This is a genomic window from Bacillus toyonensis BCT-7112, assembly GCF_000496285.1.
In the GTDB taxonomy this organism is placed as follows: Bacteria; Bacillota; Bacilli; order Bacillales; family Bacillaceae_G; genus Bacillus_A; species Bacillus_A toyonensis.
Window position 1 is genome coordinate 3,526,512 of record NC_022781.1, and the last position, 21,021, is coordinate 3,547,532.

Here is a 21,021-nt window from a genome sequence, read left to right on the forward strand (position 1 = left end):
TTAGTATAAAGGAGTACAATAGTAATGAAATATCCATATAGCTTTGAAGTACTTACCAATGGAAAACTAGTTATGAGGCTTCCTCAAGAAATTAAACTTATGGAGACTTTTTTAGGCGTTGAAGTTTCTGCGTTTGGAGATTGGATTTTAGAAGAAATACATAGTGTTTTAAATGGGAAAGAAAATTACGTAGTAGTAAATGGAAACATTTGTGGTTTAGAAATTCGGAAAGATACAACTACTGTCCTAGACAATTTGGCTGAAGATGGTAAGGGAGATTTTTGTGAGATAGAAACGATTGAATTAGTAGATTTAATTCATATTTGGCAAGATAAACAAAAAGAATTTAAAAAAGGAAAAAATTGAAATAATAGATAGAGCTGACTTCTATAAGAAGTCAGCTCTATCTATTATTTCATATTTCTCCATTATCTCAGGTTTTAAAGTCTTTTTTCCTAAATAATTATCAGCAATAGTCATTGCAAAAGAATCTAAAGGTATTTAGATATAATGATGGGTGGAGAGATAGTTCACATGAATTTTGGTGTGATCCATTTAGTAGATTAAGAATTCGTTTATAGGAAGAGATTGCTATTGTATCTGATTTTATAGAAAATTTATATGAAGTGGATGAATATATAAAGATTTTAGATGATGTTGTAGAAGGAAAATATCTCAATTTTGAATTAGAATATAATGATGCAGTAGTAAATTCTAATAGTCCGTGGAAATGGAGAAAAATTAACAGCTCCCCCAAAAGCTATTATTAAGTAGGTTGCTATTGAGAAAGGTTTAATACCTGATGTTCCTATGAAATTAGGTACACAATATCCTGATTTTAAGAAAGCTGATTTAATTATTAAATCGGATGAGTTACCAGAGGAAATGTGGTTGGCAAGTGACAAACAACAATTTAAATGGTTAGATGATAGAATACCAGGTGGACGGAGTGAAAGGCATTGGTCTTATAGATCTAAAGGTAGGTAAAGAAATGGAGGAACTAAAATGAAGATTAAAAATGGTAGTGAACTTCAATCACCAAATGATGAATTAATTGAATCATTTGAGGAATATTGTGAGATAAAATTACCAAATGATTTTATAGATTTTTTGAAAAAATATAATGGCTCTATTCCAATTACTAATGTTTTTTCACATGAAAAAAACGAACTTTTAATTGAACGTTTCTTATGTTTGTTGGAGGACCCAGAAGATGATGATGAAAATGGTTGGTATGATATAGAGGTTGTATTATCTGATATCGATACTCGTTTAACGGATGATGAAGATTTAACAGGGATAAATGTTATTCCGTTTGCTGTTTTATTCGCAGGTGATTTTCTTTGTTTAGATTTTAGAGAAAAAGAAATACCATCTGTTGTGGTATGGTATCATGAAGAATCAGAAGAGTTGAATCCGGTAACTAGTGAAGTTGCAGATAATTTTAGTGAGTTTTTAAGTATGTTAAAAGAATAATGTAAGAAAAGTAATTAAATTTTATTTATGGGTTTGAATTTGTATTAAAGTTTTTTGTTTTAATATTTTAATTAAAAAAGAAGACTAATATTTGCTTTTTAGTCTTCTTTTATTTGCTTTTTAATAGGTTGATATATATATTTTAAAAGAAATTAAAGGAGAAATGTATCAAGGATATTATCCTTTTCTTCTTTATTAATACCAATGTATTTAAGTGTAATTTGTGGTGTATGATGATTAAGGATTTCTTGCAACATCGCCACATCTTTTGTTCATAGAACCAATATCCGAAGGTTTTTAAATTATATATTAATGAATTATGCTTTTTTAGATAAAGCAAATCGAGTTCAGATAAACGAAGAACATAGAATACATACTTTTAACTAGATTTATTATTAGCTAGTGTATCCCCACCACCAAGCTCCGCCTCAATCTGCGAAGTCTTCGATGACTCATCCATACGCCAATACGTAATAAAGCTGATCGCGATACATCCAGCTACGTAGAAGTAGAATAATGATTCCATTCCGATACTCTTTAGCCATAATGCGATGAACTCAGCTGTTCCGCCGAATATCGCAACTGTTAGTGCATATGGTAAACCTACGCCTAGTGCGCGAATTTCTGTTGGGAAGAGTTCTGCTTTTACAATTGCGTTAATTGATGTGTAACCAGTAACGATAATCAGACCGACCATCATGAGTAAAAATGCTACGATTGGTTCTGTCGTTTTTTCCATAAAGAAGAAGATTGGTGCTGTTAGTAATGTTCCGAGAATACCGAATGCCATTAATAGTGGACGGCGTCCGATTTTATCGGATAGTAGTCCTGCAATCGGTTGAAGTACGACGAATATAAGTAGTGCGACAAAGTTAATCCAGCTTACAACTTCTTTCGGAAGGCCGACTGTGTTTACCATGAACTTTTGTAAATATGTTGTGTACGTATAAAATGCAACAGTGCCTCCTAGTGTTAGACCGACTACTGTTAATACTGCTTTCGGATGTTTCATAAGAGCGCTAATGGTTCCTGCGCTTTCGCGTTTTTGCGATTTTATGTTTGAGAACTGCTCCGATTCATCCATCGTGCGGCGAAGCCATAATACAGCTACTGCGCCCATCGCTCCAATAATGAATGGAATACGCCATCCCCAAGCTTTCATATCTGGTTCGCTTAGTAATTGCTGAAGAACAATTTGAACGCCTAACGCAACCATCTGTCCAGCAACGAGCGTTACATATTGGAAACTTGAATAAAAACCGCGGCGGCCACTACTAGCCATTTCAGATAAATACGTTGCGGAAGTCCCATACTCTCCGCCGAGTGATAATCCTTGCAGTAAACGGGCAAGAACTAAGATGATCGGTGCCATAATCCCAATGCTTTCGTAACTAGGTGTACAGGCGATAATTAAAGAACCACCCGCCATAACCGTAATCGAAAGCGTTAATGCTGCCCGGCGTCCGTGCCGATCTGCATATCGTCCCATTAATAAACTTCCGATAGGGCGCATTAAAAATCCAACTGCGAAAATAGCTGCTGTGTTCAGTAACTGACTCGTTGGATCTCCTTTAGGAAAGAACTCTGCTGAAAAATAAACAGCGAAAGCAGAGTAAACGTACCAGTCGTACCATTCAATTAAATTACCGACTGAACCTTTGAAAATATTGCCGGCGACTCGGTTTGATTTTACTTGAGCCATACTAATTCCTCCTCTTGCTTATAAATAAAATGATAATTATGAAAGCGTGTTCATTGTAGTTGAATTGTACTGTTTTTTAACTGAAATCTCAATATTATGACAATTTTATTCTTTTTGTACTTTATGAACATGGATATTTTTAATAGTTGCTTCATTTTCAGTTTTGTCATAATAATAGAAAAAGGAGATTGATAGTTTTGAATATTTTATCAAAGGATATGGAGTATGAAAAAATCACAAAAAGTGTCGTTACAAACGAAAATAGTATGCTTAATTATTACGTTAATTTTATTTGTCGTTCTCCTATTAGCGGGAATATTTGTGTACATTCAGTCCGTTGATACGAAGCGCCAAGTGGAGCAACTAGCACTGCAAACGGCGAAGTCACTTTCTTTTATGCCAGCTATAAAAGAGGCCTTTCAATATAACGACCATAAAAGTACCATTCAATCTATTGCGGAACAAGTTCGTGAGCAAGCTGGTGCAGATTATGTAATTGTGGAAGATCGTTATGGGTTTATGTATTCCCATTCTAATTCGGAATTGATTGGGACAAAGAGTAACAATCCATATAACTATGAAGCACTCACTTTTGGAGGGTACTATACGCTTGAAGGAAATGGTGTAAGCGGTCCTGCTTTAATGGCGAAGGCACCTATTATTGTTCATAACGGAGACTACGATCAAGTTGTAGGCGTTGTGACAGTAGAGTTTTTAATACAAGGTATTGAATCTAACATATTGAGCAGAACGAAAGAAATTATCCTCTTTTCCTTAGCGGTATTATTAGCCGGAATTGTTGGTGGCATTCTTTTAGCGCGTAGCATTCGTAAAGATACACTCGGTTTAGAGCCCAATGAAATCGCAGCGTTATACCGGGAACGAAGTGCGATACTACTATCTATAAAAGAAGGAATCATCGCCATTGATCAAAACGGTTTTATTACGATGATGAACACCTCGGCAGAAGAAATGCTTCAGGTAAATGATGATTATATGCAGCAGCACATTTCAAAAGTTTTACCTGATTTTAATATGGAAAGAGTGCTAGAAACCGATCAAGAAATCGCATTTCAAGATAAAGTGTTTATTTTAAACATGACGCCGATAATCGAAAATAACAGTACGGTAGGAGTTGTATGTAGTTTTAGAGATAAAACAGAACTGCAAAACCTTGTGAACACAATATCTGAGGTAAGAAAGTATTCAGAGGACTTGCGTGCTCAAACGCATGAATTTACAAATAAGCTGTTCGTCTTATCTGGCTTATTGCAGTTAGGGCATTACAAAGAAGCGATTGAATTTATCCAACAAGAATCTACTATTCATCAAAGCCAAAATCATATTTTATTTCATCAAATTCACGATGCGAAAGTACAAGCTATTTTATTAGGAAAAATCGGAACAGCGTCTGAAAAGAAAATTGATTTTCATATTGAAGGAGATAGTGCGCTTCATCCGTTACCAGACCATATAAAAGTTTCGCACCTTATTACGATACTTGGAAACATAATCGACAATGCATTTGATGCGGTGAATGAACGAGAGGAAAGGAATGTTTCCTTCTTTGTTACGGATATTGGGCACGATATTGTGTTTGAAGTAATAGATAGCGGGATAGGAGTACCAGCAGAAAAAATCACGACCATTTTTCAAAAAGGATTTTCAACGAAAGGAAATGATCGCGGTTACGGACTAGCAAACGTGAAAGAAATGGTAGATCTACTAGAAGGAACAATTGAAATTCAAAACGAGAAAAATGGGGGAGCTATTTTTACAATTTACCTTCCGAAAACATTGAGAGAAAGTACATAACAAACAGGGGGATGGGCATATGTTGAAGGTTGCAATTGCAGAAGATGATTTCCGCGTCGCGCAAATTCAAGAGGAGTTTTTATTAAAAATAAAGGACGTAAAAGTGATTGGAAAAGCATTGAACGCGAAAGAAACGATAGAACTACTACAAAAGGAAGAAATCGATTTGCTTCTATTAGATAATTACTTACCAGATGGAATTGGAACCGACTTATTACCACAAATTCATGCTGACTTTCCAAACGTTGACGTCATTATGGTAACGGCGGCGAATGAAAACTATATGCTAGAAAAGGCAATTCGAAACGGCGTAAGCAACTACCTTATAAAACCGGTCACGTTAGAAAAATTCATTCGCACAATTGAAGACTATAAAAGAAAGAAGCAATTATTACATAGTAACAATGAAGTAAATCAAGCACTCATCGATAACTTCTTCGGCACTTCGCAAATACAAGATATGAAAAACTTACCGACTGGTGTTGATCCGTTAACACTGCAAAAAGTGAAAGGAATTATAAAAGGATTCGAAGAGGGAATTACAATAGAAGAAATGGGAGAACAAATGGGAGCTTCCAGAACAACCGCAAGAAGATATTTAGAATATTTAGTAGCGACAAATGAATGCACAGTAGAATACACATATGGCATTATCGGAAGACCAGAACGAAAGTATCGAATAGGACGAGGACTATGAAAAAACGATTATTACTATGTATATGGATTATGACAGGAGTAATAGCTGGTTGTTCCTCGGAAAAATCCCATACGAATACAGTGAACATCGACAAAGTAGAAATCGTTGCGCCGAACGTTCAAGGAGCAGGATGGGATTTAACAGCGCGAGCGATGCAAAAAACGCTGACAGAAGAAAAAATCTTCACAAAACCAATCACAGTCACAAACAAAGTAGGAGGAAGCGGTGATGTCGGATGGAAATATACGAAACAAAAAGGCGGTCATATACTAGCGATTAACTCCAGCTTACTCATAACGAACAACCTACTAGGCCACAGTAAACTAACATATAAAGACTTCACCCCGCTCGCAACACTCGCATCGGACTGGGAAGTTGTTGTTGTATCAAAAGACTCAAACATAGACAACGCAAACGAATTAATGGAACAACTAAAACAAGACAAGAAAAACTTCAAAATCGGCGTTGCCCCCGGCTTAGGAAACGACGATCACCTATCCTTCGTACAAGTAAGCAAAGCATTCGGCATAAACCCTGCCGAACTACAATTCTTCGTCTACGAAAACAAAGAAAAAATCATAAACGCCCTAACGAACAAACAAATAGGCGCCGCAACCATGACCCTATCCGAAGCCGAAAAACAATACAAAGCCGGCAAAATAAAAATATTGGTCGTATCCGCACCAAAACGGCTAGACCGACTACCAGAAATCCCAACTTGGAAAGAACAAGGAATCAACGTCATCTTCCAGCACTGGAAAGGGATTATGGGCCCGAAAGATATGACAGAGGAAGAGGTTGCTTATTGGGATGGTGTGATTAAGAGGATGGTGGAGAGTGATAGTTGGAAGGGGATTTTGAGGGAGCGGGGTTGGAATTCTTATTATAAGGATAGTGGGGAGAGTAAAATCTTTTTGGAGGAGAGTTATGGTTGGTATGGGGGGATGGTTGAGTTTAGTAATTAATGCATGTTTATTTGTAAGAAATAGGATATGTGACATAAATAATGCCACATTATGAGTTATGATTAATTTATAACGACTTATTAAAATGATTATTAAAGAGTATTGATTCACAAATTTATAAACGGCGGGTGTGGGGAATGGATTATAATTTTGAGATTTTATCACTTTTAGATAATTCAATGGAGTTCGAGAAGCTACATAGTAAGTTTAATCGTTTTAACCCTTTTAAAATATTGAAGGTAGATAAGTTTGAGATTAGACATTCTAATATGATTGCTTGGTTACTTGATCCTATGGAAAATCATCACTTAGGTTCTATGTTTGTAAATAAGGTCCTTTCTAGAACGTTTGTAAAAGCGGAGAATGAGGAGTTAATTGGTCAATATAATTTTATTAAGTTACATAAGCAGTCTCTTCAAGATTTAGAAGTGTTTCGCGAAGTACAAGCGAAAAATAATAAACGAATTGATATTTTGGCAATATCAGAGGCACAAAAGGTTGCTATTCTGATTGAAAATAAATATAAGTCATTGGAATCGGATGGCCAATTACAAAATTACATAAATTTTGTTAGCGAGAAATATGAAGGGTATACGATCATTCCAATTTTTTTAAGTTTAGATGGTAGCGCTCCAAGTCATAAATCGTATCTTACTTTAGATTATGGGGATATATTAAATATCCTAAAAGGGCAATTGGAGATTTATAGTGAGTATACGTCTAGTACGATAAAAGATTTCCTTTCCTACTATATTGATATATTAGAGGGAGAACTTGTTCGTGATGAAGAAGACATTGAACTAGCGTTAACAGTGTATAAGAGCCATAAGGCCGCTGTTGATTTTCTATGCTTAAATGGTAACGGAAAAGTAGTTGGAAAGTTTGTTAATAAAGAGTTGTTAAGGGCTGTAAAGAAATTGAGTGCTGAAGAAAAAGAAGATCTTCGCAAAATTTATAAGAAGTATGCTGAAACGCTCCACTTTATACATGGAGCTGGAAATAGCGTCATGAGAGAAGCATTTTTACAATTTGTAGAGAAAAATCAAATACCAGAAGATTGTTACCATGAACACATTCGCATTCCATCTTTCATTTTCGAAGAATGGAAACAACTTGATGAGATTGTTGGAGTTCCAAATCATGAGTGGTGGCTAAATAATGCTCTTATAACTTGGTTCGAAAGAAAAGTAGATGGGCGTATGAAGCTTATTGTTGAAGTTGGGCCATTGGAATACAAGCAGAGATTAAGGTTATTATACAAGTTAGAGGAAAATGGAATTACTATTAAAGAAAAATCAAAAGAAGCTGGATCCATGTATACAAGAATTTATGCTGGATATGAAAATATAAGTGATTGGGCAGATCAAGATGAAATTCTCCGTGTGATGAATGATATGTATAACAATGCTGATTTTAATCAAGTGGTGGCGGCTATAGGCGATACTATAAAAGGGCTTGTATACGGAGAAGAAGATTCTTCTTCTGAAATTGTTGCGGTAGAGAGTAGTCAAACAGACGCGGATACTTTAGCAAATGCTTTTCAATTATTCGCCCATGAACAAAAGTGCCAAGAAGGTTTTTATAATATTCATCACCGATTACCATCATTTATTATGCCGGAGTTTCGCAAACTAGAAGAACAATTTGGAACACCGAAATGGAATTGGTGGTTAAATAACTGTGCAATTATGTGGTTTGAACGTTTGAAGGATAATAGATTAAAACTGACGCTAGAAATTGGACCACTAGAATCACAAAAGAGATTAGCGCTATTAACAAGGATTGAAAGTAAAGGGAGAAAAATAAGCGCGGCAGCGAAAAGGCCAGAAGCGTCGTATACAAGAATTTACACAAATACAAGTAATATAAGTAATTGGTCGGATGAAGACATTGTTATACAGGCTATGAACGAGTTATTTAATGATACGGACTGTCAAAATGTTATTCAAATGTTAACAGATATCGCTAAAGAGGAAGTTCATATTTAAAAAGAATTGCGAAGTGCAGAGGGATGTACTTCGCAATTCTTTTAATGTAATAAAGGAGGTGGCTCATTAATGAAATTAGCAAAAACACAGTTACAACAATTTATATTAAAACAATTGAAAGTCTGCGAGTTGAAAGAAATAAACGTCGAGTTCGCAGTTCGAGGGCTGGATTTTGATCCGAACATGTTTATTCGTGCCGGAGAGATGGGATTAGAAATAGGGTTTCATAGATTGGTATGGAATAGTCCTGTCGTACCAGATATGACACGGTTACACATCATATATTATTATGGGAACATCTAGAGGAATTAAGTGACAGTGAGAAAGCGGTAGAGATTAAAGAGAGTATTATTATCGTGGCTGATTTTAGAAAAAGGCGGTATCAGCAGTGTCAGTTTTGTGATACAAAGACTTTGCCAGAACAACTTGATAGGGATGGTGTATGTCAGGGGTGTGCTAGTGTGCATTTTGGGGTAATATATTGATTTTTTAGAAGTAATTATAGAAATAATTTAAAAGATAGTTCTATTCTTTTATACTTAAATGAGGATGGATGAATAGAAACGAGGAATTATATGAGTAAATTAAGTAATTGTCTGTACATGATTGAGCTCCTGCACGCGAGAGGCAAGATGAAGATTAGTGAATTAGCGGAGTTATTAGAAGTAAAAGAGCGGATGGTCCGCATTTATCGTGATGATATTGAAATGGCTGGTATTAAAATTGATACAACTAAAGGAAGGGACGGTGGTTATTCTCTTTCAAATACATCGTTATTTCCTATTAAAAATATGTCTCAGCAAGAGATGGATGCGTTAACATTCTCTATTCAAAAACTAGTTTCAAAAGGTAATGATATTTATTCAAAGGACGCACAAGTAGCGTTAGATAAATTGAATGCAGTTCGGAAAGTTGAAACGAATAAAGATCGTCATATTTATTTTGTTCAAAGATCTAAGCCAAATTATGAGTTTTCTAATGAAAATCAAAAATATGTACAACTACAAGAAGCGTTATTTACAAGGCGTAAGGTGAAAATTCAATATGAAAAACGATTTGGTGAAAGATCAGAACGAATTATTGATCCGTACGGCTTTGTACACTACAACGAATTCTTTTATTGCTTAGCTATGTGTAATGATAAAAAGGAAAAACGTATGTTTAAACTATCTCGAATGAAAGATATTAGAATTTTGTATGATACATATAAAATACCCGATAATTTCGATATTCGAGAAGAATTTCCGAAATTCGGACTTATGAAAGAACCATTAGAAGTAGAGTTGCTCATCTATCCACCTTTTGCTGTATCTGTGCCAGAGTCTATCTGGGGAGAGAATCAAAAGATAGAACATAATGATGATGGGAGTATCCTCTTCCGTGCAACGATGAGCGGGAAAGAGTCAATTAAGAAATGGATTTTGGGAATGGGGGCGGCTGTAGAAGTAATAAAGCCTGATAGTTTCAGGGATGACATGATTAAAGAAGGAAGAAAATTGTTAAAGTTATACGAAAAGTAAACTGAAATATGTTTAAGAAAAATTTTTAAAAATATTAATAGATTTTATAGAACTCCAATTACCTAGTGATAACTTTAGGTGATTGGAGTTTTTGTATAAGAAAAAATCCATTAATAAGAAATTTTGTAATTATGTGACGTTATAATTACCGGATATGTTGTTAATATGGAGATGTATTAATGATTATATTAAGAAAAGGAGAGTAGGATTATGCAGGATGTGAAGTTATTTTTGTTTTATTTATTTTTAATTGTATTAGGAGGGGTGATATCTTACTTTCTTATAAATAAAGTGATCCTTCCGTGTTTAGAGAAAATTGGGGAAATAAGCGCAAAAAGATTAATGAGGAAGTCAAAGCGAATAATTAAACATGTTTTGCTGGTGTTTGAAGTGTTGGTTATCATAGTGACAATGGCACTAATCTATTTTGCTTTCCAGGTTATTATTGGGGCGGATATAGAAAAAATGAAATGGTCAATGTTAAGTGTAGTATGTGTTTATCCAATATTTATTGTAATAATTAGTCGGATTAAGTTGGACGTAGAAAAAGAGTTAGGTACTTTTAACAGTATTATCAAAAAAATAGTAGCAAAGATTAATAAAGAGAATTATTTAATAAATAGATTGGACATCCTATTTGGGAAAACAACACTTAGTTTAATGATTCATATCACAATAATATATGTTTTGTTCGTTGGTGCAATTAATTTTGAACATATGCCATATCAAATTTATTATATAGTAATTATTATATTGCCAGTTTCTTTAATAACTTTTATTTATTTTACCGATCGTGATTTAGTCTCACAAAATATGAGAAGAATCCTTAGTTATTTTTTATTAATGATGATAGCGCTTGGAAAAGGCTATAATGATTTTAAAATTTTGATGGGAATAGATACTCCCAATCAATTTAACGATTATTTAGTATTTCTTTTTTTAACAGTATTTATTGCAATGGATAGGTTGATAAAAAGTATTGTGGATGATTATATTGCTTATCATAAACCTGAGGGAAATACAGATTTTATTGCAATGGATAGATTGATAAAAAGTATTGTAGATGATTATATTGCTCATATTGATTTCACCAATTCAAATGAGATGAAAATTTCACATGTAGAAAGTTACTCAAAAGACCATTCAGAAGCTTCACCACTATTGTACGAGAATGGAAAATTCCGAATGGATGTTAGGCCGATTGAATTTAAAAATGAAAAGGATTATCAGAAGTATTTTAAATAATAGAGCAGAAAATCATACATCATATTGTATGATTTTTCTTTTATACATAGTTTGGTAAAATAGTAGTAATTGTAATTAATTGTAACGGTGGGGATGAAAATGTTAGAGCAACTCATAATTGAATTGGCTAAAACAATGAAGCAGGTTGAAGATATAAAAGGTGAAAAAACTTATTTAGTTATAAACAAGGATGATGAAGGATTAGAAGTTGAAACTAAATTTTCACGTGAGCAATTTGAAAAGGGAAAAGAAGCGCCAACTTATTTTAAAGTGGGCTTTGAACTTCTTAAGAATGCTTGGGGAAAATTTATCGCTATGCGTACGGTAAAGAGTGAGGATTTTGGACAAGCAAGTGAATGTAATGCTTTCTTGTTAGCTTTCTTTTCGCAGCTTCCATTTGTGTATGTAACGGAATCAGGAGCTATTACATTTAAAGAATTCCAAACTGATAATTTGCCATGTGAGCAGTATCATAAAGTTGTTGGATTTTTGGAAGAGGTAATAAACAATACATACGATCCGAAAAATCTAAGTGATCAAACCAATGGTAATTTGTATAGAGTTAAATCTAAAGGAAGGCAAGATTTAAGGTTACTGGGATTTTTAAAGAATAATCATAATATTAATACATCTTTATTAATTGAATATATTGAGGCAAAAAGTAAGAATGATGTTATTCGAAAGCTAGTTTTAAAGCAGGAATACTTTCACATTGTTATGTTTGTGCTTAATCTTTTAAGAGCATATCAGAGAAGGGACAAGAAAGCGGCTTTAGTACATTTAGCGATGACGATTGTCCGGAACTCTAGAGGGGATAATTTAATGCTAGAATCATTAGCAAAAGAGCGCACCCATAACCTCTTAATGTGGTCTGAGAAATTGGAAATAATTAATGCTGAATGGATTCCAGCCGAACAATACATAAAAAAGAGTGAAGAAAAGGGCGGTAATATGAGTAGTAGTTTACGTGAAGGCTTTTTAAAGGTAATGAAAGAATATTTGGATGCAAAAACAGAAAAATTTGCAGGACATAAATTAGGATTAACAGTCCGAAATGATATAGCAACAGAGATCATTCGTTTACCATTTATAAATGAGAAGCGGTACAGTGTGATAGGGTCAGTTGGAAAAGGGAATTGGGCAACAGTTCCGTGGATTGCGCTAATGCATAGAGATATTACAACATCGACACAGAGAGGGTATTATATCGTCTATTTATTTAGTGAAGATATGCAACGATTATATTTGACCATTGGACAAGGTGTAACAGAAACGACTAAAGAAGAGATGCAAAAAATTAAAGAAGAGATTCGTGAGCAAATACACATGTCCCAAAGGGTAAAAAAAGACGATGACATTTTCCTAGGTACAAGTCCAAAAGCAAAAGGATATGCGAATTCAACAGCGGCTTATATTGCGTATGATGCTAATAAAATGCCAAGTGAAAAAGAGCTAGTAGAGGATCTAGAAGAAATGCTTCGCTATTATGAGGGATTCATAGCTTATAAAGAGAAAGGAACGAAATATGAAATGATCTATGAGAGGAAAGAAGTGTATTTAGATCAGCAATCAATTATTGATCATGTGTCTTCTTATATTCAAAGTAAAGGTTTCTTTTATGAGAAAAAGGATCTTATTAATTTCTTCCTTTCATTAAAAACAAAGCCATTTGTAATTTTATCAGGTATTTCAGGTACAGGAAAAACGAAAATTGTGCAGTGGTTTGCAGAGAGTTTAGGGGCTACGGAAGAGAATGGGCAATTTACGCTTATTCCGGTTCGACCTGATTGGAGTGATAGCTCTGATTTACTTGGTTATGTGAATCTTCAAGGAGAGTTTCAAGAAAGACCGTTAATTAAAGTTCTTGCAAATGCAGATGCAAATCCAAATAGGCCGTATTTTGTAGTGTTGGACGAGATGAACTTGGCTCGAGTGGAATACTACTTTAGTGACTTTTTAAGTGTAATTGAAAGTCGTAAATGGAGAGATGGGAAAATTGTTACGTCACCAGTGCTTCCAGAATCAATTACGAATAAGCATATTACGATTCCATCAAATGTATATATTATCGGAACTGTAAATATGGATGAAACGACACATCCTTTAAGTAAGAAAGTGTTAGATCGTGCGAATACAATTGAGTTTAATACCGTTAACTTAGATTATTTTAATTTCTTAATGGATGTAGAAGAGAAGGAAGCTGAAATTGTTTCTGATAGCTCTTTAGCGACCAAGTATCTTCATTTAAAAGAATGCTTTAAAGAAAACGAAGATCTTGTGAGAAATATATCGAACGTTTTAATAAAAATAAATAAAATACTTGAATCAGTTGGAGCTCAAGTTGGGTATCGTATACGAGATGAAATTTGCTTCTATATGGCATATAACGAACAAGGGAAGTTATTATCGTTCGATGAAGCACTTGATTATCAAATATATCAAAAGATTTTACCACGTCTTGCAGGGAGCGATGGACGAACGGAAGAGGTATTAAAGCAGTTGTATGTATTATGTGCAAATGAAGAATACGATAGTGGCAATAATGATGCTTCCTATGCTAAGTATCCTCGTTCAGCTAATAAGCTGTCTCATATGTTAAGGAGGTTCGAGTATGATGGTTTCACCTCTTTCTGGATCTAGTAATGAGATAGGGCTAGTTAAGATTGAAACAGAGGAGCTATCATTGACGATTAAAGGAAATCCTTATCATGAAAAATATGAGAGTTTAAAAGAATATCACGCTATGAACGCAGATGAAATGATGTATTTTCATGTAGATGGTAAGACAGAATCCGTTTCTGTATTTGATGCGAGACTGCAGAGATTAGATGAATGGAACGAACATCCGCCAATCTTTTTTGAAAATAGAAGTTATCAGCTTGTTGTTGTTCCGAAAAATAACAAGCAGCTGTCTTTTTATCATGAACATCCGGGGTTTCGAAAGCAAGTTAGCTCCATTCAAATGGGCTCGCTTCACGTGTTAATGGGGAGCCTTTCATTTCCGAATGAAGTAGGAAATACAACGTTTGAAATTAAAGATAATCAAGATACTTTATTAACTGTTACATTTGAAGTTTTCCCGGCAAAACTTAATTATAAGGATGATTACAGATCTTTATTAGATGAAGTAAATGATGAAATTTATAATTTAGCGTTTCATTTACTAAAGAGAACTTACTTAGGAGCATCTGCAATTTACGCTACAAATCCATCGAAGAGTGAGTTTTATCGTATTTTAAATGATTCCTTTGAGCGGTTTATGAAGTCGATCTCTCACATTAAAAGACAACCGCATCATACGCTTATGACTAGGCATCAACTAGTACGTGGAGAGAAAATTCGTAAGTTGGATTCTGTCGGAATGAACTATTTGCGAAAGCGACCACACTTGCTACAAGGAGAAAACAATATACCGACTAAAGGCATTACAGCTTATAAGGAAGTTTCTTATGATACGCTGGAAAATCGATTTGTTAAATGGATGATTCAAAGAGTTGTACATAAAATAGATGATTTAATTAAGGTACTAGAGAAAAAGTCTAGATATACACGTGGTGAAACTGATGAAGATTTGCTGGAACGTGTAAAAAATATGAAGTATCGAATGAAAAATGAATTGAACGATCCATTTTGGAGAGGAATCGGAAAATTGGATCGCTCAGTCTTTTCACTTGTTATCCAGATGGCGGCAGGCTATAGAGATGCGTATCAAATTTTCTTAATGCTATCGCGAGGATTAACATTACGAGGACAAATTTTCAAAATGTCGGTAAAAGATGTCGCAAGGTTATACGAATACTGGACGTATTTAAAACTTGGACAAATTCTATCTAAAAAATATATACCGCTCCATCAAGATGTTATTCAAGTGAAGCAAGATGGTTTATATGTAACGCTAGATGAAAGTAAAACTGCGAAAAGGACGTTCAAACATCCAGAAACAGACGAGGTAATCGAGCTATACTTCCAAAAACGAAACGGTCGACTGCCAACAGTTACACAAAAACCAGATACAATGCTCGCTATTGAGAAAAAGGGAAAGAACTATCAATATCAATACATTTTTGATGCAAAATATCGAATTGATTTTGCTGAAAGATCTCATTATAAAAGGAAGTATGGCACCCCTGGTCCAATGGAAGAAGATATTAACACAATGCATCGTTACAGAGACGCACTAGTAGTAGAACAAGAAGGTCCATTTGAACGAACAGCTTACGGAGCATACGTACTATTCCCGTGGAACCAAGAGGAAGAATACGAGAATCATCCATTTTATAAAAGTATAGAAAAAGTAAATATCGGTGGTTTCCCGTTCTTACCAAACGCCACAAGACTAGTCGAACAATTTCTAGATCACCTCATTGAAAAAAGCCCAGAAGAAATTATAAAAGAAGGCATCCTTCCAAGAGGCACAAAAGAAGAATGGCACTCTTCATTAGAAGAAAAAGTATTAGTAGGCAGCGTGAAAACTGAAAACGACTATGAAACGTATCGAAAGAATGGCGTATATCAATTACCAATCAAACAGCTAAAACCAGGATGGCAAGAAGCAAAGTACATAGCATTATATGCACCGAAAAAATGGCACGGAGAAAAAGGTGGAATTCAATACGTCGCCAAAATCAAGCATATTCAAATGCAACAAAACGATGAGTATGTACATTTCGAACTAGAGCCATGGAAAAAACTAGACCACCTCATTCGCCCGGTAGGATATGGTATTCAAACATACACAATAACAACTATGTCATTATTAAAAGAAGTACAAGAACTCCCAGAACTCTTCATGAACTCAAAAGAAGAACGAATTCTTTGGAAAACGCTGCGTCGTTTTACGAAGCAAGTTAAGGTTGAGCTGGATCATAACAACTTAGATGAGGCTTCTTCTATTAAGAGTTATTATGTGCAGGATGTTCAGATTTGGGTTGATTATGAGAATGAGGTTGTTATGGTTGGGAGAGCTGGACGTGTTAAGGAAGTTGCTTTGGAGTTGGTTGTTGGTAGGGGATCGGTGTTGTTTAGGGAAGTTTTAGAAGTATTAAATGTTGGGGAATAGCACTTAGATAAAAAGGGGATTAGGTAATGGGCAAGAGACCGAATTTATTTTCATATGGAACAAGTGAGTTGTCACAAGATGCTTTTATTTGTTGGTTAACAGAGTGGGCGAACCCACACTATAAAGAAACCGATGAATGCTTACATGCAGCTAGTATAGATTTTATTAGAAGAATATATGACTTACGTAAAAAGAACTTTCCAGCTGCTATTAAAGAAATTAAGATTACGAAACAATTTAAAGGTTTAGATATACTTATTGAAATTAACGGTAATCAGGCTATTTTAATTGAAGATAAAACGTATACAAAAGAACATTCTAATCAATTGAAGCGTTATTATGAAGAAGTGGTTAAATTAGAAAAATACAAAGAGAGCGACCTATTACCCATCTACTATAAAATAGGTAATCAAAGTGATTATTCAGCAGTAATTGACGCAAAATATATGTTGTTTACAAGAAGAGATATGCTTGAATTTTTACAAGAGAATATAGATAGAGGAGTTCAAGATCAAATATTTTTAGATTACTATTTTTATTTAAGAGAAATAGAGAAAAAATATGATTCGTATAAGAGTCTTCCATTAAGCGAATGGAACGGTGAAGCTTGGGAAGGGTTTTATGAGGAGTTAAAGCAACGCGGGATCAAAGGTCAATATGGGTATGTAGCTAATCCGAATGGTGGGTTCTATGCCTTATGGTGGAATGAACAAGAAGATAATAATTGTAAGCAGTATTTGTAGTTAGAAGAAGGACGTTTATGTTTTAAAATACATGTTGCTGATAAGGATAGAAGAAAAGAACTTAGGGATAAGTGGAGTAAAGCGTTAATCGAACAAAGTCATAATTATTCTTTCAATGTGGAGAAACCTAGATTTGGCAATGGGCAATATATGACTGTTGCTGTGGTGAGGGATTATAGAGTGGGAGATGGAAAAGAGGGAATTGATGTTTCAAAAACAATGAAAACTTTAAGGGAAGGAGAAAGGCTTTTAAACGAGTCAGGTGTTCAATAGTAGATGGATTAGGTCATTTTTTTTCAGTGTATTAAAATTGACGGAGTATTTTCAAGGTGCTATCATTTTATCGCCATAGCGATGATATAATTTTAAAGAATTACTTTTTTAAAGAGGACGATATATGAAATTTGAAGATATCGTAACAGTTAGAATCGGAAGAAACCTTTCTAGAGGAAATGAGCGAAGTAATCTAACTTTAGTTGCTTATTCGTTTGAGAATTTAACGAATGATTTAGATGGATCATCTCTAGATTCACAAGCTAATTCTTATAGTGGAAATTCAAAGCATAAATACAGTTATTTGAGCGGTGCTAGAAATGCTATTTTCAGCTTTGTTAGCTCCAAAGCCGGGATGGTAAGTGAGTTAAACAAAGAGAAGATTATAAACCAAAACTTTACGAAACTTATTATTGAACATAATTATACGCATAGTAGCTATTTATGTTATATATTGAATGAATTATAATCAATGAAAAAGCAAATGACAATTTCTACGTAAGAAAGTACTATGCCAGAATTAGCTCTATCAATTTTGAAAGAATTTGAAATTGAGTTGCCAAGTATTGAGAAACAACGGGCGATTGAAAAAAGCGTCAAGCTTTTGCAAAGAAACAAATAGAACTTGAAGAGCGACTTTATTTAAAAGTATTGAAGCAGTTAGACTAATAATAGAAAAAGTGAGGAACGCAACATGGCTGAATTAAACTCAAAGTTATTTAGTGCTGCAGACAACTTGCGAAGCAAAATGGATGCATCAGAATACAAAAATTACTTATTAGGATTGATCTTTTACAAGTACCTATCTGATAAGTTATTAGAAAAGGTAGTTGAAATAGCAGATGAGTCGCTAGAAGAATACAATACACAAGAAAAACAAGCTCAATTGTATAGAGATTTACTAGCAGATGAAGATATAAAAAGTGATTTGATTGAAACGCTAGTGGATACATTAGGTTATGATATTGAACCAGATTATTTATTCAACGTATTAACTAAGCAAGCTAAACAAAACACGTTTGAGTTAAACAAATTGAATAAAGCCTTTATCGATCTGTCTACAAAATATGATCAATTTAATGGATTGTTTGATGATGTGGATTTGAGATCAAAAAAGCTGGGATCAGAAGATCAACAACGAAATATTACCATTACAGAAGTACTGAAGAAACTAAATGATGTTGATGTAATGGGATATAATGGTGATGTAATTGGGGATGCTTATGAGTTCTTGATTGGTCAATTTGCCTCAGAAGCTGGTAAGAAAGCTGGAGAATTCTATACACCTCATGAAGTATCTGATATGATGGCTCGTATTGCCGCAATTGGTCAAGAAGACAAAAAATTATTTAGTGTATTTGACCCAACTATGGGATCAGGTTCCTTAATGTTGAATATTCGGAACTATATTAACCATCCATATAATGTAAAGTATCATGGACAAGAACTAAATACAACGACCTATAATTTAGCGAAGATGAACTTGATCTTACATGGTGTTGATAAAGAAGATATACGTTTACGCAATGGGGATACGTTGAACAAAGATTGGCCAACGGATGAGCCTTATACCTTTGATTCTGTCCTTATGAACCCTCCATACTCTGCAAAATGGTCTTCAGATGATACGTTCTTAGATGATTCTCGTTTCAACCGTTACGGGAAGTTAGCGCCAAAATCAAAAGCAGACTTTGCATTTCTTTTACATGGATTCTATCATTTGAAAGATTCAGGAACAATGGCAATCGTCTTACCGCATGGGGTACTGTTCCGTGGAGCGGCAGAAGGTGTGATTCGTAAGAAACTATTAGAAGATGGCAGTATTGATGCTGTTATTGGTATGCCAGCAAACTTATTCTTTGGGACATCAATTCCAACAACAGTTATAATCTTGAAAAAGAATCGTACTACTCGAGATGTGTTATTTATTGATGCAAGTAATGAGTTTACGAAGGGGAAAAACCAGAATAAACTTTCTAACGAAAATATTGATAAAATTGTCGAAACGTATAAGAATCGTGAAGGTGTGGACAAATATGCCCATGTTGCTACCTTTGATGAAATCAAAGAAAATGATTTCAATTTGAACATCCCCCGATACGTAGCTACCTTTGAAGAAGAAGCGCCTGTTGATATGGCATCAGTTGGCTCAGTAATCAAAGACATTAGAAAAGAAAAAGAAGAACTAGAATCTAGCTTATATGATATGATTTCTTCACTACAATTTGATGAAGAAAACGCCGAATGGATCAAGGGTGCATTAGAGGTGTTTAATCGTGAAAAATAAACGTACACCAGACATTCGCTTCCAGGAAAGCACTGAAAATTGGAAGCAGTGTAAGATTGTAGATTTATCAGAAGAGACTTTTGGGGGGGGAACTCCAAAGACCACAATTAAAGAATATTGGAATGGTGAAATACCATGGATTCAAAGTTCTGATTTACATGAACATCAAGTTTCAGATGTTTTTGCAAAGAAAAAAATAGCTGAAAAGGGTTTGCAAAATTCGGCTACTAAATTAATTCCTAAAAATTCAATAGCTATAGTGACAAGAGTCGGGGTTGGGAAAATTGCATTAATGCAATTTGAATACGCAACAAGTCAAGATTTTCTCTCATTAAGTAACCTTAAAGTAAATGAATGGTTTGGAGTTTATTCATTATATAACAAATTGCAAAAAGAGTTACATAATGTTCAGGGAACTTCTATAAAAGGAATTACTAAAAACGAACTTTTAGATAAGAAAATTAATATTCCGACTAATTTGGAAGAACAAAACAAAATAGGTATTTTTTTCAAAAATCTCGACCAGACTATCACTCTTCATCACCAAGAACTAGACGTCCTCAAACAAACAAAACAGGGATTCTTGCAAAAAATGTTTCCAAAGGAAGGAAAGTCGGTGCCGGAGATTCGGTTCCCTGGATTTACTGGAGAATGGGAACAGCGTAATTTGGGAGATTGTATAAGCTATATAAAAGGTTTTGCATTTAAATCAGAAGACTATAAAAGTGAGGGTGTCAGATTAGTTAGGGTTTCTGACTTGTCTTCTAATGAAATAAAATTTGACAATGAAAAAATTTTTTTAGATAGAGAATATGAAAATGATTATACAAAGTATAAGTTGAACATAGGGGACATTATTATTACTACAGTAGGATCAAAAATTGAATTGAAGGAGTCTGCTGTTGGAAGACCTATAATTGTTAATAACGAAAATGAAGGTTTATTGAATCAAAATTTAGTGAAAATCTCTCCACTAAATGGATATAATAGTTATTTTATTTATCAGAATCTATTGCAAAAAAGATATATGAACTATATAGGATCCATAGAGAGAGGAAATGCAAATCAAGCTAATATAGCAATAAGTGACTTATGGCTATATAAAGTTTATTTAACTTCTAATGAGGAACAAAAACAAATCGGTAACTTTTTCAAACAATTAGACGACACTATTACTCTGCGACAGCGTGAATTAGATGCCTTAAAAGAAATGAAAAAAGCATTCCTACAAAAAATGTTTGTATAGGTAGT

At 34.3% G+C, this 21,021-nt stretch carries 13 protein-coding genes and 5 pseudogenes; 16 read left to right on the forward strand and 2 right to left on the reverse strand.

The annotated features are described in order from the left end of the window. The first annotated feature begins 24 nt into the window (after positions 1-24). The 3 genes and pseudogenes from BTOYO_RS18075 to BTOYO_RS18080 all read left to right on the forward strand — a co-directional run bounded on the left by BTOYO_RS18075 (position 25) and on the right by BTOYO_RS18080 (position 1,476). Positions 25-366 (forward strand): type II toxin-antitoxin system toxin, encoded by a 342-nt coding sequence (locus BTOYO_RS18075; protein WP_000877045.1) that lies wholly within the window; start codon positions 25-27, stop codon positions 364-366. A 113-nt stretch (positions 367-479) separates the two neighbouring features. Continuing rightward, positions 480-710: pseudogene (locus BTOYO_RS28000) on the forward strand (hypothetical protein); the annotation flags it as partial. Positions 711-1,005: 295 nt separating this feature from the next. Next, entirely contained in the window at positions 1,006-1,476 is a 471-nt protein-coding gene (locus BTOYO_RS18080) for an SMI1/KNR4 family protein (protein WP_000694781.1), read from the forward strand. A gap of 152 nt (positions 1,477-1,628) precedes the next feature. On the opposite strand, the pseudogene BTOYO_RS27410 reads toward BTOYO_RS18080, so the two are convergent. Together BTOYO_RS27410 and BTOYO_RS18085 are read right to left on the reverse strand one after the other, a co-directional pair. After that, positions 1,629-1,771 (reverse strand): annotated as a pseudogene (locus tag BTOYO_RS27410) (tyrosine-type recombinase/integrase); the annotation flags it as partial. Between the two features lie 84 nt (positions 1,772-1,855). Beyond that, a complete protein-coding gene (locus BTOYO_RS18085; RefSeq protein ID WP_000079862.1) occupies positions 1,856-3,178 on the reverse strand; it encodes an MFS transporter in 1,323 nt (440 codons plus the stop codon). 225 nt (positions 3,179-3,403) lie between these two features. On the opposite strand from BTOYO_RS18085, the gene BTOYO_RS18090 reads away from it, so the two are divergent. The 13 genes and pseudogenes from BTOYO_RS18090 (at position 3,404) to BTOYO_RS18150 (ending at position 21,016) form a co-directional block, all read left to right on the forward strand. Next, positions 3,404-4,993 (forward strand): ATP-binding protein, encoded by a 1,590-nt coding sequence (locus tag BTOYO_RS18090; protein WP_000749567.1) that lies wholly within the window; start codon positions 3,404-3,406, stop codon positions 4,991-4,993. A gap of 19 nt (positions 4,994-5,012) precedes the next feature. Beyond that, positions 5,013-5,690 carry a response regulator gene (locus tag BTOYO_RS18095; protein WP_000921506.1) on the forward strand — a complete coding sequence of 226 codons (678 nt, stop codon included), beginning with the start codon at positions 5,013-5,015 and terminating at the stop codon, positions 5,688-5,690. Next, positions 5,687-6,655 carry a tripartite tricarboxylate transporter substrate binding protein gene (locus BTOYO_RS18100; RefSeq protein ID WP_000746638.1) on the forward strand — a complete coding sequence of 323 codons (969 nt, stop codon included), beginning with the start codon at positions 5,687-5,689 and terminating at the stop codon, positions 6,653-6,655. Before BTOYO_RS18095 ends, BTOYO_RS18100 begins: the two co-directional genes overlap by 4 nt. Positions 6,656-6,792: 137 nt before the next feature. Continuing rightward, a complete protein-coding gene (locus BTOYO_RS18105) occupies positions 6,793-8,643 on the forward strand; it encodes a PDDEXK-like family protein (RefSeq protein ID WP_000386138.1) in 1,851 nt (616 codons plus the stop codon). Between the two features lie 69 nt (positions 8,644-8,712). Then, positions 8,713-9,128 (forward strand): annotated as a pseudogene (locus tag BTOYO_RS18110) (hypothetical protein). A gap of 90 nt (positions 9,129-9,218) precedes the next feature. After that, complete coding sequence (locus BTOYO_RS18115) at positions 9,219-10,163, forward strand: helix-turn-helix transcriptional regulator (protein ID WP_002156268.1); 945 nt, start codon at positions 9,219-9,221, stop codon at positions 10,161-10,163. A gap of 210 nt (positions 10,164-10,373) precedes the next feature. After that, positions 10,374-11,408: a hypothetical protein gene (locus BTOYO_RS18120; protein WP_001154400.1), complete on the forward strand. Its 1,035-nt coding sequence runs from the start codon at positions 10,374-10,376 to the stop codon at positions 11,406-11,408. 99 nt (positions 11,409-11,507) lie between these two features. Next, on the forward strand, positions 11,508-14,048 hold the full coding sequence (locus tag BTOYO_RS18125) for an MrcB family domain-containing protein (protein WP_023441164.1): 2,541 nt from the start codon (positions 11,508-11,510) through the stop codon (positions 14,046-14,048). Beyond that, on the forward strand, positions 14,023-16,467 hold the full coding sequence (locus BTOYO_RS18130) for a restriction endonuclease-like protein (RefSeq protein ID WP_023441165.1): 2,445 nt from the start codon (positions 14,023-14,025) through the stop codon (positions 16,465-16,467). Before BTOYO_RS18125 ends, BTOYO_RS18130 begins: the two co-directional genes overlap by 26 nt. 26 nt (positions 16,468-16,493) lie before the next feature. Next, positions 16,494-17,483 (forward strand): annotated as a pseudogene (locus BTOYO_RS18135) (PD-(D/E)XK nuclease family protein). A 124-nt stretch (positions 17,484-17,607) separates the two neighbouring features. Further along, positions 17,608-18,152 (forward strand): annotated as a pseudogene (locus BTOYO_RS18140) (restriction endonuclease subunit S). A 25-nt stretch (positions 18,153-18,177) separates the two neighbouring features. Next, positions 18,178-19,770, forward strand: a complete 1,593-nt coding sequence (locus tag BTOYO_RS18145) for a type I restriction-modification system subunit M (RefSeq protein WP_023441168.1) — start codon at positions 18,178-18,180, stop codon at positions 19,768-19,770. Next, positions 19,760-21,016, forward strand: coding sequence for a restriction endonuclease subunit S (locus BTOYO_RS18150; RefSeq protein ID WP_023441169.1), 1,257 nt, complete (start codon positions 19,760-19,762; stop codon positions 21,014-21,016). The genes BTOYO_RS18145 and BTOYO_RS18150 overlap by 11 nt, the downstream gene beginning before the upstream one ends. Positions 21,017-21,021: the final 5 nt, after the last annotated feature.

Bases quoted from the DNA above. Each gene is read 5' to 3' on its own strand.
- BTOYO_RS18075 (WP_000877045.1), top strand. From the start codon at position 25: ATGAAATATCCATATAGCTTTGAAGTACTTACCAATGGAAAACTAGTT.
- BTOYO_RS18080 (WP_000694781.1), top strand. From the start codon at position 1,006: ATGAAGATTAAAAATGGTAGTGAACTTCAATCACCAAATGATGAATTA.
- BTOYO_RS18085 (WP_000079862.1), bottom strand. From the start codon at position 3,178: ATGGCTCAAGTAAAATCAAACCGAGTCGCCGGCAATATTTTCAAAGGT.
- BTOYO_RS18090 (WP_000749567.1), top strand. From the start codon at position 3,404: ATGAAAAAATCACAAAAAGTGTCGTTACAAACGAAAATAGTATGCTTA.
- BTOYO_RS18095 (WP_000921506.1), top strand. From the start codon at position 5,013: ATGTTGAAGGTTGCAATTGCAGAAGATGATTTCCGCGTCGCGCAAATT.
- BTOYO_RS18100 (WP_000746638.1), top strand. From the start codon at position 5,687: ATGAAAAAACGATTATTACTATGTATATGGATTATGACAGGAGTAATA.
- BTOYO_RS18105 (WP_000386138.1), top strand. From the start codon at position 6,793: ATGGATTATAATTTTGAGATTTTATCACTTTTAGATAATTCAATGGAG.
- BTOYO_RS18115 (WP_002156268.1), top strand. From the start codon at position 9,219: ATGAGTAAATTAAGTAATTGTCTGTACATGATTGAGCTCCTGCACGCG.
- BTOYO_RS18120 (WP_001154400.1), top strand. From the start codon at position 10,374: ATGCAGGATGTGAAGTTATTTTTGTTTTATTTATTTTTAATTGTATTA.
- BTOYO_RS18125 (WP_023441164.1), top strand. From the start codon at position 11,508: ATGTTAGAGCAACTCATAATTGAATTGGCTAAAACAATGAAGCAGGTT.
- BTOYO_RS18130 (WP_023441165.1), top strand. From the start codon at position 14,023: ATGGTTTCACCTCTTTCTGGATCTAGTAATGAGATAGGGCTAGTTAAG.
- BTOYO_RS18145 (WP_023441168.1), top strand. From the start codon at position 18,178: ATGGCTGAATTAAACTCAAAGTTATTTAGTGCTGCAGACAACTTGCGA.